Origin of the sequence: Blastococcus sp. TBT05-19, from assembly GCF_003319095.1 — a bacterium.
Taxonomy (GTDB): Bacteria; Actinomycetota; Actinomycetes; order Mycobacteriales; family Geodermatophilaceae; genus Blastococcus.
This window is the reverse complement of the sequence record NZ_QOHI01000003.1, coordinates 84,476-97,496: the sequence shown is the minus strand read 5'-3', so window position 1 is coordinate 97,496 and position 13,021 is coordinate 84,476. Positions and strand designations below refer to the sequence as shown.

12 protein-coding genes are annotated in these 13,021 nt (G+C 75.7%); 3 read left to right on the top strand and 9 right to left on the bottom strand.

Features of this window, described 5'->3' with window-relative positions; all coding sequences use genetic code 11:
- Positions 1–4: 4 nt before the first annotated feature.
- The 7 genes from hemB to DQ244_RS09420 all read right to left on the bottom strand — a co-directional run bounded on the left by hemB (position 5) and on the right by DQ244_RS09420 (position 7,675).
- Positions 5–1,000 carry a porphobilinogen synthase gene (gene hemB, locus DQ244_RS09450; protein WP_113811250.1) on the bottom strand — a complete coding sequence of 332 codons (996 nt, stop codon included), beginning with the start codon at positions 998–1,000 and terminating at the stop codon, positions 5–7.
- Positions 997–2,541: a uroporphyrinogen-III synthase gene (locus DQ244_RS09445; protein ID WP_113811249.1), complete on the bottom strand. Its 1,545-nt coding sequence runs from the start codon at positions 2,539–2,541 to the stop codon at positions 997–999. Before DQ244_RS09445 ends, hemB begins: the two co-directional genes overlap by 4 nt.
- Positions 2,542–2,635: 94 nt before the next feature.
- Positions 2,636–3,622, bottom strand: coding sequence for a hydroxymethylbilane synthase (hemC, locus tag DQ244_RS09440; RefSeq protein ID WP_113811248.1), 987 nt, complete (start codon positions 3,620–3,622; stop codon positions 2,636–2,638).
- Positions 3,619–4,962 (bottom strand): glutamyl-tRNA reductase, encoded by a 1,344-nt coding sequence (locus tag DQ244_RS09435; RefSeq protein ID WP_113811247.1) that lies wholly within the window; start codon positions 4,960–4,962, stop codon positions 3,619–3,621. The genes hemC and DQ244_RS09435 overlap by 4 nt, the downstream gene beginning before the upstream one ends.
- A complete protein-coding gene (locus tag DQ244_RS09430) occupies positions 4,959–5,621 on the bottom strand; it encodes a redox-sensing transcriptional repressor Rex (RefSeq protein ID WP_113811246.1) in 663 nt (220 codons plus the stop codon). Before DQ244_RS09430 ends, DQ244_RS09435 begins: the two co-directional genes overlap by 4 nt.
- 232 nt (positions 5,622–5,853) lie before the next feature.
- The gene (locus DQ244_RS09425) at positions 5,854–6,099 is read right to left on the bottom strand and encodes a glutaredoxin family protein (RefSeq protein ID WP_113811245.1); all 246 of its coding nucleotides are present in this window, start codon (positions 6,097–6,099) and stop codon (positions 5,854–5,856) included.
- Positions 6,092–7,675: an AMP-binding protein gene (locus DQ244_RS09420; RefSeq protein WP_113811244.1), complete on the bottom strand. Its 1,584-nt coding sequence runs from the start codon at positions 7,673–7,675 to the stop codon at positions 6,092–6,094. Before DQ244_RS09420 ends, DQ244_RS09425 begins: the two co-directional genes overlap by 8 nt.
- Before the next feature lie 198 nt (positions 7,676–7,873).
- Here DQ244_RS09420 and DQ244_RS09415 point away from each other — a divergent pair, with 198 nt between their 5' ends.
- From DQ244_RS09415 to DQ244_RS09405, 3 genes are all read left to right on the top strand, one after another.
- Entirely contained in the window at positions 7,874–8,698 is an 825-nt protein-coding gene (locus DQ244_RS09415; protein WP_113811243.1) for a sigma-70 family RNA polymerase sigma factor, read from the top strand.
- Positions 8,699–8,807: 109 nt separating this feature from the next.
- On the top strand, positions 8,808–9,938 hold the full coding sequence (locus DQ244_RS19625) for a DUF5667 domain-containing protein (protein WP_199580322.1): 1,131 nt from the start codon (positions 8,808–8,810) through the stop codon (positions 9,936–9,938).
- Positions 9,939–10,027: 89 nt separating this feature from the next.
- The gene (locus DQ244_RS09405) at positions 10,028–10,942 is read left to right on the top strand and encodes an HAD family phosphatase (protein WP_113811242.1); all 915 of its coding nucleotides are present in this window, start codon (positions 10,028–10,030) and stop codon (positions 10,940–10,942) included.
- Between the two features lie 71 nt (positions 10,943–11,013).
- Here DQ244_RS09405 and DQ244_RS09400 read toward each other — a convergent pair whose 3' ends face one another.
- Positions 11,014–11,919 carry a lysophospholipid acyltransferase family protein gene (locus DQ244_RS09400; RefSeq protein ID WP_113811241.1) on the bottom strand — a complete coding sequence of 302 codons (906 nt, stop codon included), beginning with the start codon at positions 11,917–11,919 and terminating at the stop codon, positions 11,014–11,016.
- Complete coding sequence (locus tag DQ244_RS09395; RefSeq protein WP_113811240.1) at positions 11,912–13,018, bottom strand: NAD-dependent epimerase/dehydratase family protein; 1,107 nt, start codon at positions 13,016–13,018, stop codon at positions 11,912–11,914. The genes DQ244_RS09400 and DQ244_RS09395 overlap by 8 nt, the downstream gene beginning before the upstream one ends.
- Between the last annotated feature and the right edge of the window lie 3 nt (positions 13,019–13,021).

Here is a 13,021-nt window from a genome sequence, read left to right as displayed (position 1 = left end):
CGGCTCAGCCGCGGGCGAGCAGCCGGGCGGCCTCGACCGCCCAGTAGGTGAGCACCTGGCCCGCCCCGGCCCGCCGGATGGCGGTGAGCGTCTCCAGGATCGCCCGCTCGCGGTCGATCCAGCCGTTGGCGGCGGCCGCCTCCACCATCGCGTACTCGCCGCTGACCTGGTACGCGCTGACCGGCACGTGCACCGCGTCGGCGACCCGGGCCACGATGTCGAGGTAGGGCAGGGCCGGCTTGACCATGACGGCGTCCGCGCCCTCGGCGAGGTCCTGCGCCACCTCGCGCAGCGCCTCGTCGGCGTTGGGCGGGTCCATCTGGTAGGTCGACCGGTCGCCGAACTGCGGCGCACCCTCGGCCGCCTCGCGGAAGGGACCGTAGAAGCCGGAGGCGTACTTGGCGGCGTACGCCAGGATCGGCGTCTCGGTGAACGCGGCGCTGTCCAGCCCGGCGCGGATGGCGGCCACCTGGCCGTCCATCATCCCGCTGGGGGCCACCAGGTGGGCACCGGCCTGCGCCTGCGCGATCGCGACGGCGGCGTACCGGTCCAGCGTGGGGTCGTTGTCGACGACGCCGGCCGGGGTGACCACGCCGCAGTGCCCGTGGTCGGTGTACTCGCACAGGCACAGGTCGGCCATGAGGACGAGCTCGTCGCCCAGGTCGGCGCGCAGGTTCTGCAGCGCCTTGTTCACCACGCCGTCGGCGGCGTCGGCCTGCGACCCGACCGGGTCCTTGTCTGCGGGGATGCCGAAGAGCATCAGCCCACCGATGCCGGCCTCGGCCGCCTCCGCGGCGGCCTTCCGCAGCGAGTCGTGCGAGTGCTGGACGACGCCGGGCATCGAGCCGATCGGGACGGCTGAGTCGATGCCCTCCTTGACGAAGACCGGCAGCACCAGGTCGGCCGGGGCCACCCGGGTCTGCGCGGTCAGCCGCCGCAGCGCGGGCGTCGACCGCAGCCGACGCCCGCGCGCGAAGCCCGGGTTCGCCCCAGCACTCACTTGCCCTCGCCGTCCTCCGCCTCGCGCAGCGACAGGGCGTACTCGGCCAGCGCGTCGACCAGCGGCGCGACGGCCGCCGTCTCCGGCTGGACGTCGACCCGCAGGCCGAACTCCTGCGCGCTGGCGGCGGTGGCGGGGCCGATCACCGCGACGACCGTCTTCGCGTGCGGCTTGCCGGCGATGCCCACCAGGTTGCGCACGGTGCTGGACGAGGTGAAGCACACCGCGTCGAAGCCGCCGCCCTTGATGGCCTCGCGGACCGACGCGGCCGGCGGGGCGGCCCGGACGGTGCGGTAGGCGGTGACGTCGTCGATCTCCCAGCCGCGCTCGACCAGGCCGGCGGCCAGGGTCTCGGTGGCGATGTCGGCCCGCGGCAGCAGCACCCGGTTGATCGGGTCGAGGACGTCGTCGTACTCCGGGAAGTCGGCCAGCAGGCCGTTGCTGGACTGCTCGCCGCTGGGCACCATCTCGGGCACGATGCCGAAGTCCCGGACCGCCTGGGCGGTCTGCTCGCCGACGCAGGCGACCTTGACGCCGGCGAAGGCCCGGGCGTCCAGGCCGAGCTCGACGAACTTCTCGCGCACGGCCTTCACGGCGTTCACGGAGGTGAACACGATCCAGCCGTAGCGGCCGGTCACCAGGCCCTTGATCGCGCGGTCCATCTGCGCGGGGCTGCGCGGCGGCTCCACGGCGATCGTCGGCACCTCGACCGGGACCGCGCCGTAGGCGCGCAGCCGGTCGCTCATGTCACCGGCCTGGTCCTTGGTGCGCGGCACGAGCACCCGCCAGCCGAACAGCGGCCGGCTCTCCCACCACGACATGCGGGCGCGCTTGTCGACGACGGCGCCGACGGTGGCGACGACCGGACCGCTGAGCGGGTCGAGGCCGGCGGTCTTCTCGGCCACTGCCGACAGCTTGGCCACGATGCTCTTCTGCCCGGTGCCCGAGCCGCCGAGGGTGACCACGACGGGGGTGCTGCCGGACAGCCCGCCCTCGAGCAGCCGCACCGCGGCGTCGGGGAGCTCCTCGGCGGTGCCCTGCAGGACCAGCGTGCCGCCGGTCGCGGCGGTCGCACCGGCGAGCGCGGTCAGGTCCACGCCGCTGCGCAGGTCGGCGCTGACGGTCGTGCTGCCCATCGCGACACCGGCGAAGGCCGGCACCGCGGTGGAGGGCGCGACACCCGGCACGACGTCGAACGGGATCGAGGTCCGGGCGACGGAGAGGACCTCCTTGATCACCTCGTCGGAGGTGTAGGGGTCACCGACGACCAGCCGGACGACGACCGAGCCGTTCTTCGCCGCGGCGACGGCGCCCTTGGCGATGTCGGCCGGCTCGCCGGAGACCGGCGTCAGCTCGGTGCCCGGGTTGGCCTCGCGGACGGCGTCCTGGAGGGGTGCGGCGACGTCGGGGTCGACCAGCACCACGGCTGCCTCGGCCAGCGCGGCGGTCGCGCGGGCGGTCAGCATGCCGGGGTCACCGGGCCCGGCGCCGACGAACACGACCCGGCCCGACTGGCCTGCGGTCTTGCGGAAGCGCGTCATCGCGTGCTCCTGATCCTGGCCCGAGTGGCTCGGGCGTCTGTCATGGCCCGGGTGCGGGCCGTTGCGGGGGTCTGGGGGTGCGGTGCGGGGGCGGTCATCCGCCGACCGCCATGAGCTCGGTCGCACCGCGGTCGAGCAGCTCGGCGGCCAGCGCCCGGCCGATCGCGGCCGCGTCGGCCAGCGGGCCGGTCAGCGAGCCGCGCACGCCGTCGCTGCCGTCGATCGCGGTCACCGAGGCACGGAGGAAGAGCTCGGGGCCCGCCTCGCCCTCGGCGATCTCGGCGTAGGCGGCCACCGGCGCGCTGCAGCCGGCCTCGAGCGCGGCGAGGGTGGCCCGCTCGGCGACGACGCAGGCACGGGTGGGGGCGTCCTCGAGCCGGCCGAGCAGCTCCCGGGTCCGGGCGTCGCTGGTCCGGCACTCCACGGCCAGCGCGCCCTGCGCGGGAGCGGGCAGCACCTGGAGCGGGTCGAGCGTCTCGGTGATCTGCGCCAGCCGGCCGATCCGGTTCAGCCCGGCGCGGGCGAGGACGACGGCGTCGAGGTCGCCCGGCCCCTCGCCGGCACCGGGGACCCGGCCGAGGCGGGTGTCGACGTTGCCGCGGATCGGCACGATCTCCAGGCCGAGGCCGAGCGCCCGCAGCTGGGCGACCCGGCGCGGGGCACCGGTGCCGATCCGCGAGCCGGCCGGCAGCTCGCCGAGCGTCAGGCCGTCCCGGGCCACGAGCGCGTCGCGCGGGTCCTCGCGCGGGGGCACCGCGGCGAGGATCAGCCCGGGCTCGGGGGCGGTCGGCAGGTCCTTGTAGCTGTGCACGGCGAGATCGACCTCGCCGGCGAGCAGCGCGTGCCGGATCGCCGCGACGAACACCCCGGTGCCGCCGAGCTGCGCGATCGCGGCCGAGGAGCGGTCGCCCTCGGTGCTGATCAGGACCAGCTCGACCGGCACGCCGGTCGCGGCGGTGATGGCGTCGGCGACGGTCTGCGACTGGGTGCGGGCCAGCTGGCTGGCGCGGGTGCCCAGGCGCAGCGGGACGCCGGCGGCCGCGCTCGCGGAGGCGACGCCCTGCACGTCGGTGGCGGTCACGCCGCACCTCCCGGACGGTCGGGGTCCACGGTCACAGCGTCGGCCAGGCGACCGGCGCCGGGCGTCACGTCGGCGTCGATGCCCAGACCGAAGAGGGCACGCAGGGCCCCGGCGTAGTCGGTGCCGCCCGGCGAGGCGGCCAGCTCCTTGACCCGCACGGTCGGCTCGTGCAGCAGCTTGTCGACCACCCGGCGCACGGTGCGGGCGATCTCGCCCCGGGCGCGGGCGTCGAGGTCGGGCAGCCGGCCGGCCAGCCGCAGCAGCTCGGCGTCGACCACCTCGGCGGCCTGCGAGCGCAGCGCGGAGACCGTCGGGCCCACCTCGGCGGCCCGGCGCTCGGCCCGCAGGAGAGCGGTCTCGGCCTCGATCATGGCGCGGGCGCTGTTGATGTCGTCGGCGGCGACCGGGCCGCTGCCGTCGCCGCGGTCGCCCTGGAGCAGGGCCAGGTCGACCACGTGGACGCCGGGCAGCGCGGCCACCCCGGGGTCGACGTCGCGCGGCAGCGCCAGGTCCACCACGACGAGCGGGCGGTCGCCGCGCCCGGCCATCGCCGTCGCGACGACGTCGGTGCCGACGACCAGGCCGGTGGCGCCGGTGCAGGTGAGCAGCACGTCGGCGGCGGCCAGCTCCTCGGCCATCCGGTCCAGCGGCGCCGTGCGGCCGCCCACGGTCTCGGCCAGCCGCTCGGCGGAGGTCTCGGTGCGGCTGCTGATCACGACGTCGGCGCCGCGGCGGGCCAGCGTGGTGGCGGCCAGCGCGCCCATGGAGCCCGCGCCCACGACGAGCACCGGGCGCCCGGTGAGGTCGCCGATGCGCGCCTCGGCGCGGTCGAGCGCCACCGACACCAGGGAGGCGCCGGCCTTGTCGATGCCGGTCTCGGAGTGCACCCGCTTGCCCACCCGCAGGGCCCGCTGGACCACCGGGTGCAGGGCGCGGCCGACCGTGCCCTCCTCGCGGGCGAGGGCGTAGGCGGCGCGCAGCTGGCCGAGGACCTGGGTCTCGCCGACCACCATCGAGTCCAGCCCGGCGGCCACCGTGAACAGGTGCTCGACGGCCTGGTCCTCGTAGTGCACCGTCACGTACGGGGAGAGCTCCTCGACCGAGGCCCCCGCCTGGCGGGCGAGCACCCGGCCGACGTCGGTGACGCCGCCGTGGAAGCGGTCGACCTCGGCGAAGACCTCGATCCGGTTGCACGTGGCCAGCACGAGGGCCTCGCTGACGTGGTCGCTGCCGACCAGCTCGTGCAGGGCCTTCACCCGGTCGTCGGCACCCATCGCGAACTGCTCGAGCAGCGCGACCGGTGCGGTCTGGTGGCTGACGCCCACCGCGAGCAGGCTCACGCGGTCACCTCCGCGGCGCGGGCGCTGCGCTGCTGGCCGAGGAAGGCCAGCACCTGCAGCTCGACGGAGAGGTCGACCGGGCGGACGTCGACGCCGACGGGGGCGGTGAGCGTCACCGGCGCGAAGTTCAGGATGCTCCGCACCCCGGCCGCGGTCAGCCGGTCGCAGACCTGCTGGGCCACCTCGGCCGGCGTCGCGATGACCCCGATGGAGGCCTCGTGCGCGGTCACCGTGGCCTCGAGCTCGGTCATGGGCTGCACCGTCAGGCCGCCGATCTCCTGCCCGACCTGCGCCGGGGCGGCGTCGAACAGGCCGACGAAGCGGAACCCCCGGCTGCCGAAGCCCGCGTAGTCGGCCAGCGCCGTGCCCAGGTTGCCGATGCCCACGAGCACGCAGGCCCGCGACTGCTCCGCGCCGAGCACGCGGGCGATCCGCTCCCGCAGCGCCCGGACCTCGTAGCCGACGCCGCGGACGCCGCACGAGCCGAGGTGCGAGAGGTCCTTGCGCAGCCCGGCCGGGTTCACGCCGGCGGCGGAGGCGAGCTCACCGGAGGACACGGTGGTCCGGCCGCCGTCGGCGAGACCGCTCAGCACCCTCAGGTACACGGCCAGACGTGCGACGGTGGCCTCCGGGATCGTCCGGGGCCGTGGCTGGATCACGGGCTCTCCACAGCGGTCGCACCCGGAACCCCGGCGGGCGCCGGGTGCGGATCTGCGACATCGGGACGCGAGCAGCTGCTGCGCTCGCGTCCGCCACGGTAACCGCTTGTGAACGCAGGAACAAAGTCGCCGAGGAGGCTCCGGCCCGCTGACCAGCCCGGATGCGCCCGGTTGTGGTGAGGACCACCGTATCCGCAGGTCAGCGGCCACCCGGACGGGGGGCCGCGGGGCCTCAGCGCAGCCCGAGGTCCCGGCGCAGGCGGGGCACGTCGAGGGTGAAGTAGGAGTGCTCGCGCCCGTCGAGCAGCAGCACCGGCACGCGGTCGCCGTACTCGGCCTGCAGCTCCGGGTCGGTGTCGACGTCCACGTCGACCACGGTCAGCCCCGCCTCGGCGGCGACCGGGACGAGCTGCTCGGCGGCGGTCAGGCAGAGGTGGCAGCCGGCCCGCCCGAGCAGCTGCAGCCGCGGCTCACCCACCGGCGGCGCTCCCCGCGTCCACCACGGCGTCCGCGTCGGCTCCCGTGAGCCCCAGCTCGCGCAGCCGGGCCCGGCTCACCTTGCCGGTGAGCGAGTGCGGCAGCGAGGCGAGGAAGTGCACCGACGTGGGCACCTTGTAGCGGGCCAGGGACCGGCCCGCGAAGGCCTGCAGCTCCTCGACGTCCAGCCGCTCCCCCGGCCCGGTGACGACGACGGCGCGCACGGCGGCACCGGTGCGCGGATCGGGCACCCCGATGACGGCGCTCTCGACGACGGCGGGGTGCTGGTCGAGGACCCGCTCCACCTCGGCCGGGTAGACGTTGAAACCGCTCACCAGGATCAGGTCGCTGCGCCGGTCCACCAGGTGCAGGTCGCCGTCGGCGTCGCGGTAGGCGAGGTCGCCGGTGCCGAGCCATCCGTCGGCGTCCGGGCCGTCGGTCCCGTCGGGCCAGTAGCCGGAGAACAGGTTCGGGCCGCGGACCCAGATCTCGCCGGGGCCCTCGTCGGGGTCGCCGCCGTCGTCCTCGCCGGTCCCGGCCTCCTCGTCGGGGAGGTCGACGGTGACCGCGCCGATGGCGGCCGTGTCCCGCAGCACGAGCTCCAGCCCCGGCACCGCACCGCCGATGCAGTCGGGCTTGGCCCGGCCGGTGGCCAGCGTGCTCGCCACGACCGGCGCGGCCTCGGTGAGGCCGTAGCCCTCCCACACGGTCACCGCGGCCCGGTCGCGCATCGCCTGCCACACGTCCTCGGGCAGGGGTGCCGCACCGGCGGAGGCGACGCGCACGGCGGCGAAGGCCCGGCGCAGGTCGGCGTCGCTGCCGGCGGCGTCGGCCGCGGCGAGCCAGGCCTGGTACATCGGCGGGGCGCCCGGCACCGCCGTCACCTGCTCGGCGGCCATCAGCGCCAGGGACCCGCGCGGGTCGAAGGTCTCCTCGAGCACGGCGCAGGCGCCGGTGGCGGCGACCAGGCCGAAGCCGGCGTTGAGGCCGTAGACGTGGAACAGCGGCAGGACGAGCAGCACCCGGTCGTCGCTGCGCACCGGGGGCGGGCTCATCGCCAGGCACTGCTCCTGGTTGGCCTTGAGCGCCCCCGAGGTGAGCATCGCGCCGCGCGGGCGTCCGGTCGTGCCGCTGGTGTAGCAGAGGAAGGCCAGCGCGGCCGGGTCGTCGGCGACCGCGGGCACCGGCCCCTCGCCCTCGGGCGGCCCCGGGCAGACCGGCACCCCCGCCAGCTCGTCCCGCTCGTGCGCGGCCACCAGGAGCGCGGCCCCGCAGTCGGTGAGCACGTGCTCGAGCTCCGGATCGGTGTAGGCGGTGTTGACCGGGACCACCGTCAGCCCGGCCCGCAGCGCCCCCAGCACCGCGCGCAGCCAGTCCAGCCCGTTGGGCAGCTGCACCGCGATCCGGGTACCGGAGGTCAGCCCCCGGCCCGCGTACCCGGCGGCGACGCGGTCGACGGCGGCGTCCAGCTCGCCCCAGCTCAGCCGCTGCTCCCCGGCGACCACGGCCGGTGCGCCGGGGTCGCGCTGCGCGGCGGCTCGGACCAGCGCGGCCAGCGAGGTGCCTGCGTCGGACACGGGATCTCCTGTCTCAGGGGGCGGCGCCCGGCCCTCGGCGAGCGCTCCGGAGGGTGGTCCGTCGAGGCTGCCGTGGACGAGCACGGGCGATGTTGTCACCATGGGGCCTGCGCCGCAGCCCGCGCACGCCCTCCCGGGGCGTGCGGGGCGACGAGACGGTCCAGGCACAGCGGGCCGACGAGGAGGTCGATCGCCCGCATGCCCCATCCCCTGGACGCCGGACGGCCGGCCGGTCTCCCCACGCCGCGACGCCCCCGCCCGACACCGTTCCCGCGCACCAGCGCCGAGGGGCTGGATGCGGGGACCGCCGAGCACGGGACCGACGAGCACCCGGTCAACGAGCCCGGGGGCGATCCGGTTGCGGTCGAAGCGGCCCCGACTTCCGACGGCGTCCCCACCGAGGTCCCGGCCACGTCGGAGCTCCCGTCGGAGGTGGCCGAGGAGATCGCCGCGGCGGAGGCCGAGGCGAGCGCCGGTGCCACCGACGTGTGGGCGCTGGTCCGCGAGGCCCAGCAGGGCGACGCCGAGGCGTTCGGGCGGCTCTACGACCACTACGTGACCCTCGTGCACCGCTACGCCTACCACCGGGTCGGCGACCGGGCCACGGCCGAGGACGTCACGAGCGAGACGTTCGTGCGGGCGCTGCGCCGCATCGACTCGCTGTCGTTCCAGGGTCGCGACGTGGGCGCGTGGCTGGTCACGATCGCGCGCAACATCATCCGCGACCAGGTGAAGAGCAGCCGCTTCCGGCTCGAGGTGAGCACCGCCGACATGCGGGACGCCGACCGGGTCACCGACGGGCCCGAGGACGCCGTCCTGCAGTACCTGACCAACCAGCAGCTGCTGGCGTGCGTGCAACAGCTGGGGAGCGAGCAGCAGGAGTGCATCGTGCTGCGCTTCCTGCACGGTCTGTCCGTCTCCGAGACTGCCGAGATCATGGGGAAGAAGGACGGCGCCATCAAGGCGCTCCAGCACCGCGCGGTGCGGCGGCTGGCGGCGATGCTGCCCGAGGGTCTGCGGTGACATCCACCGCGCTCCGGGGCGTAACCGACGGCCCCCGGTCGTCGTTGTGCTCTCCGGAGCGGTCCCCCGGTGGCGGCGGGACCCGATCGGACAGGACAGGAGGCCGCAGGTGATCCGGCACGACGACGGCACGGCGACTCCGGGCGCCGTACCCGCAGGTGATCGCGAGGCCGAGCTCGTCGCGCGGCTGCAGGCCCTGTCCACCGCCCTGGGCGGCGAGCCCGATGACCAGTACCGGGCCCGTGCGCGGGCGCGTCTGGTCGCGATGGCCGCCGTCCGCACCCCCGAACCGGCTCCGCGTCCCCTGGTGGCCCGGCTGCTCGCCGTCCGGGCCGAGGACCGGGCGCCGTCCCGCTGGCGCGGGCGGCTGACCGCCGGGCTCGCCGGCGCCGCCGTCGGCGTGACCGGGCTGGCCGCCCTGGTGGCCGTCGCCGCCGGCGCGCAGCCGGGCGACGCCCTCTACGACCTGAAGCGCGGCACCGAGCAGACCCAGCTGGCCCTCGCCGGCGAGAGCCGCGGCCAGACGCTGCTCGAGCTGGCCAGCACCCGTCTGGCCGAGCTGCGCACCGTGGCCGGCGACGCCGACCTCGTCCGGCAGACGCTGCGCACCATGGACGCCCAGACCACCGAGGCCGCGGCCATCCTCACCACCCGCGCGGTGGCGGCCGGCGACACCGACGCCCTCGGTGACCTCGCCGCCTGGAGCGATTCCCAGTCCGACGGTCTCCAGGCGCTGCGCGACGACGTGCCGCCCTCCACCGAGACCGCCTTCGCCGGGTCCGTCGACCTGCTCCGTGCGCTCACCACCCGGACCGCCGGGCTGACCACCGCCCTGGGCTGCGACTCCGGCCCGGTGACCGTGGGCGCGGACGCCCTCGGCCCGGTCCCCGGCCTCTGCGTCGCCGAGGCGCCCGCGCCCGCGCCGGAGGACGCCCCGGTCCTGCCGCCGGTCGCCTCCGGGCCGAGCGCCGGCGTCCCGCTGCCCCCGGCAGCGCCGCCCGCACCGGCCCCGGACGGCGCCGCCCCCACCGCCGCCTCCCCCGCGCCGGGCACCAGCAGCGTGCCGCCCGCGGCCACGCCCCCGACCGGCGGTCTGCTGCCGCCCGTGCCGAACCTGCCGCTCCCCAGCGCTCCCAGCGCTTCGGCCACCCGGTCGACGACGCCGCCCGTGGTCGCCGTGCCGCTGCCGGGGCCCATCACGCTCTGCCTCCCGCCGCTGGCGACCGTCGGGGACTGCTGACCACGGCCTGAGGCGGCCTCCGGCTACGGCTAGGGTCGCTGGGGTCGGGATCGGGCGCCGCTCGGCGGATCGAGGGCAGGGAGGTCGCTGTGCCGCGATGGTCGCTGCGTGGCCGCCGGGTCGGGCGCGCCGTCGCCGAGGCGGACGAGAGCACCCGCGCGCACGTCGCCGGTGCGGCGTCCGCGGCCGCGGCGGAGGTGGCCGCGCCTCCCGTGCGCGAGCCGGACCTCACCGGCGCCGCGTTCTTCGACGTCGACAACACGATGATGATGGGCGCCTCGCTCTTCTGGTTCGCCCGCGGGCTGGCCGCCCGCAAGTACTTCTCCAGCCGCGACCTCTACCGCTTCGTCTGGCAGCAGGCGAAGTTCCGCATCGCCGGCAACGAGAGCGCCGACGACATCCACACGATCCGCGAGAACGCCCTGGCCTTCGTCGCCGGGCGCCAGGTCGCCGAGATCTCGGAGGCCGGCGAGGAGATCTACGACGAGCTCATGGCCGACCGCATCTGGTCGGGCACCCGGGTGCTCGCCCAGCAGCACCTCGACGCCGGCCAGCGCGTCTGGCTGGTGACGGCCACCCCGGTCGAGCTCGCCTCGATCATCGCCCAGCGGCTCGGGCTCACCGGTGCGCTCGGCACCGTGGCCGAGGTCGTCGACGGGCGGTACACCGGCCGGCTCGTCGGCGAGATGATGCACGGGCCCGCGAAGGCCGAGGCCGTGCTGGCGCTGGCCGAGCGGGAGGGGCTCGACCTGGCCCGCTGCACCGCCTACAGCGACTCGGCCAACGACCTGCCGATGCTCTCCCTCTGCGGAACGGCCGTGGCGGTCAACCCCGACACCCAGCTCCGGGCCGCGGCCAAGGCGCGCGGCTGGACGGTCCGCGACTTCCGCACCGGCCGCAAGGCAGCGAAGATCGGCGTCCCCACCGTGGCCGCCGCGGCGCTGTCCGGCGGCCTGGTCGGCGGCGCGGTCGCGCTCCGCCGCCGCAACAGGTTCCCCTGGTGAGTTGAGGGAGCGGCCCTCGTCAGGGTCCCGCGCCGAGCGGAGCGAGGCGTGGGGGGACGAGGGTCCCTCGATCAGCCGAAGACGGAGGTCCGGCGGAGGAGCAGCTGGTAGAGCGAGTGCTGGATCGTCTCGCGCACCTGGTCGGTCAGGTTGAAGACCAGCATCGGGTCCTCGGCCGCGGCCGGACCGTAGGACGCCGTCTCGATCGGCTCGCCGAACGCGATCAGCCACTTCGACGGCAACGGCACCAGTCCGAGCGGCCCCAGCAGCGGGAACGTCGGGGTGATCGGGAAGTAGGGCAGCCCGAACAGCCGCGCGACCGTCTTGGCGTTGCCGATCATCGGGTAGATCTCCTCGGCGCCGACGATGGCGCACGGGATGATCGGCTTCCCGGTGCGCAGCGCCGCCGACACGAAGCCGCCGCGACCGAAGCGCTGCAGCGTGTACCGGTCGCGGAACGGCTTGCCGATGCCCTTGAAGCCCTCGGGGAAGACCCCCACCAGCTCGCCCTCGGTGAGCAGCCGCTCGGCGTCCTCGTTGCAGGCGAGGGTGGCGCCGAGCTTGCGGGCCATCGCCCCGACCAGCGGGATGTCGAAGACCAGGTCGGCGCCGAGCAGCCGGAAACGGCGCGCCGCCGGGTGCTCGTCGTGCAGGGCGACCGTGGTCATCAGCGCGTCGATCGGCAGCGTGCCCGAGTGGTTGGCCACGACGAGCGCGCCGCTGTCGGCGGGGACGTTCTCCAGGCCGAAGGTCTCCACCCGGAACCACTTCTGGAAGAACGGCCGCAGGATGGGGAGGAGGACGTGGTCGGCCAGATCGGGGTCGAAGCCGAACTCGTCCGTCTCGTACTCGCCGGTCAGACGGCGCTGCAGGAACTCCAGGCCACCTGCGACCTGGTCGTCCCAGGCCGGCGGCGACACCGGGGCGAACGGCTCGTCGTCGTCCGGGCGCAGCGGGATCACGCGGGCCTCAGGCATCGCGCACCGCCCGCAGGCCGGGAGGCGGCGGGGTCGGGCGCAACCGCCGCTCCACCGCCGACGCGGTGTCGCCGACCCGGGTGAGCAGGGAACTCAGGCCCCCGGTCACCGACCGGACCGTCAGCGGGTCGATCACCGGCGCGACCGTGCGCGCGTAGTCGGCCAAGGCAGCCTCCGTCGTGTACCGGGGGGTGTAGCCGAACCGGGTGCGCAGGCGCGCGGTGTCCACGACGCGGCCGAAGTTCAGGAAGCGCATCTGCTCCGGGGAGTAGTCCACGAACCCGAAGCGGCGGGAGAGCCGGCCCACCGAGCCCAGCGCCGGCGTGGGCAGCGGCACCTCGACGCGGCCCAGCCGGCGGATGGCCTGGGAGAGCAGGAGCGTGCCCTCCCCGCCCACGTTCACCGTGCCGGCGAACGAGCCGGTGGTCGCGCGGGTGAGCACGGCGAGGGCATCGTCCTCGTGCAGCAGCTGCACGCGGGCGTCGTAGCCCAGCGCGGTCGGCACCAGCGGCATCCGGAGGAAGCCGGTGAGCAGCGAGTCGATCCGCGGGCCGATGAAGTTGGTGAACCGCAGGACGGCGACGTCGACGTCGGGACGCCGGCGGGCGAAGGAGCGGACGTAGCCCTCGATGTCGACGCTGTCCTTGGCGAAACCGCCCCAGGGGACCTGCCGGGCCTGCATCGACTCGGTGAAGACGGCGGGGTCGCGCGACGAGGCGCCGTACACCGCGCTCGTGGACTTCAGGACGAAGCGGCGGACCGAGGGCGCGCGCTGGCACGCGGCGAGCAGCTGCATCGTGCCGATGACGTTGAGTTCCTTCATCGGCACGCGCCCACCGGACCCGGCGGGCGTGGAGCTGATGTTCATGTGCACCACGGTGTCGACCGACGCCGCCGCGATGACCTTGCCGATCAGCGGGTTGCGGATGTCGGCCCGCACGAACTCGGTGCGGCCGAGCCGGCGCAGCATCGCCGGGGACGGCGGGACGGTGTCCACGCCGATGACCCGCTCGATGGCCGGATCGGCTGCGAGCTCGGCCGCCAGCGCGCCACCCAGCCACCGGCTCACACCGGTGACGAGGACGACCGCGGGCGGCACGAG

Bases quoted from the DNA above. Each gene is read 5' to 3' on its own strand.
- DQ244_RS09445 (WP_113811249.1), bottom strand. From the start codon at position 2,541: ATGACGCGCTTCCGCAAGACCGCAGGCCAGTCGGGCCGGGTCGTGTTC.
- DQ244_RS09415 (WP_113811243.1), top strand. From the start codon at position 7,874: ATGCCCCATCCCCTGGACGCCGGACGGCCGGCCGGTCTCCCCACGCCG.
- DQ244_RS09400 (WP_113811241.1), bottom strand. From the start codon at position 11,919: ATGCCTGAGGCCCGCGTGATCCCGCTGCGCCCGGACGACGACGAGCCG.